This is a genomic window from Isoptericola croceus (assembly GCF_029382255.1).
GTDB classification, from domain to species: domain Bacteria; phylum Actinomycetota; class Actinomycetes; order Actinomycetales; family Cellulomonadaceae; genus Isoptericola; species Isoptericola croceus.
The window spans coordinates 1-265 of record NZ_JARLLG010000372.1 but is presented as its reverse complement, the minus strand read 5'-3'; the positions used below and the strand labels follow the sequence as shown (position 1 = coordinate 265).

Annotated in this window: 1 protein-coding gene; it reads left to right on the top strand. The window is 55.5% G+C overall.

The features are described 5' to 3' along the window. Positions 1-19: 19 nt before the first annotated feature. The coding region (locus tag PZC42_RS23350) for a hypothetical protein (RefSeq protein WP_368860296.1) at positions 20-265 on the top strand (246 nt) is incomplete at its 3' end.

The window sequence follows — 265 nt, the reverse complement described above, 5'->3', positions numbered from 1 at the left end:
GCCTGGTGAGGCATGTCGAGTGACGTTCCAACTTCCGCGCCGTGTTCATATTGGCCCTGGGTGTCACGTCTACGCTTACATTCCCAGCATTGCACTTTGGATGTCGCACCCGTTTTCTGTGGCCTGGGTTGAACCGATCAGCTGCGTGACTAGGCTACCTTTGCCGGAGAGTTCCTTCGAGCGACGTCGTGTCGAATCCATGAGCTCTCGTCTCGAAAAGCAGGACTTCGTCGACCTGGATCGACCTCATGACAACAAACAGCCA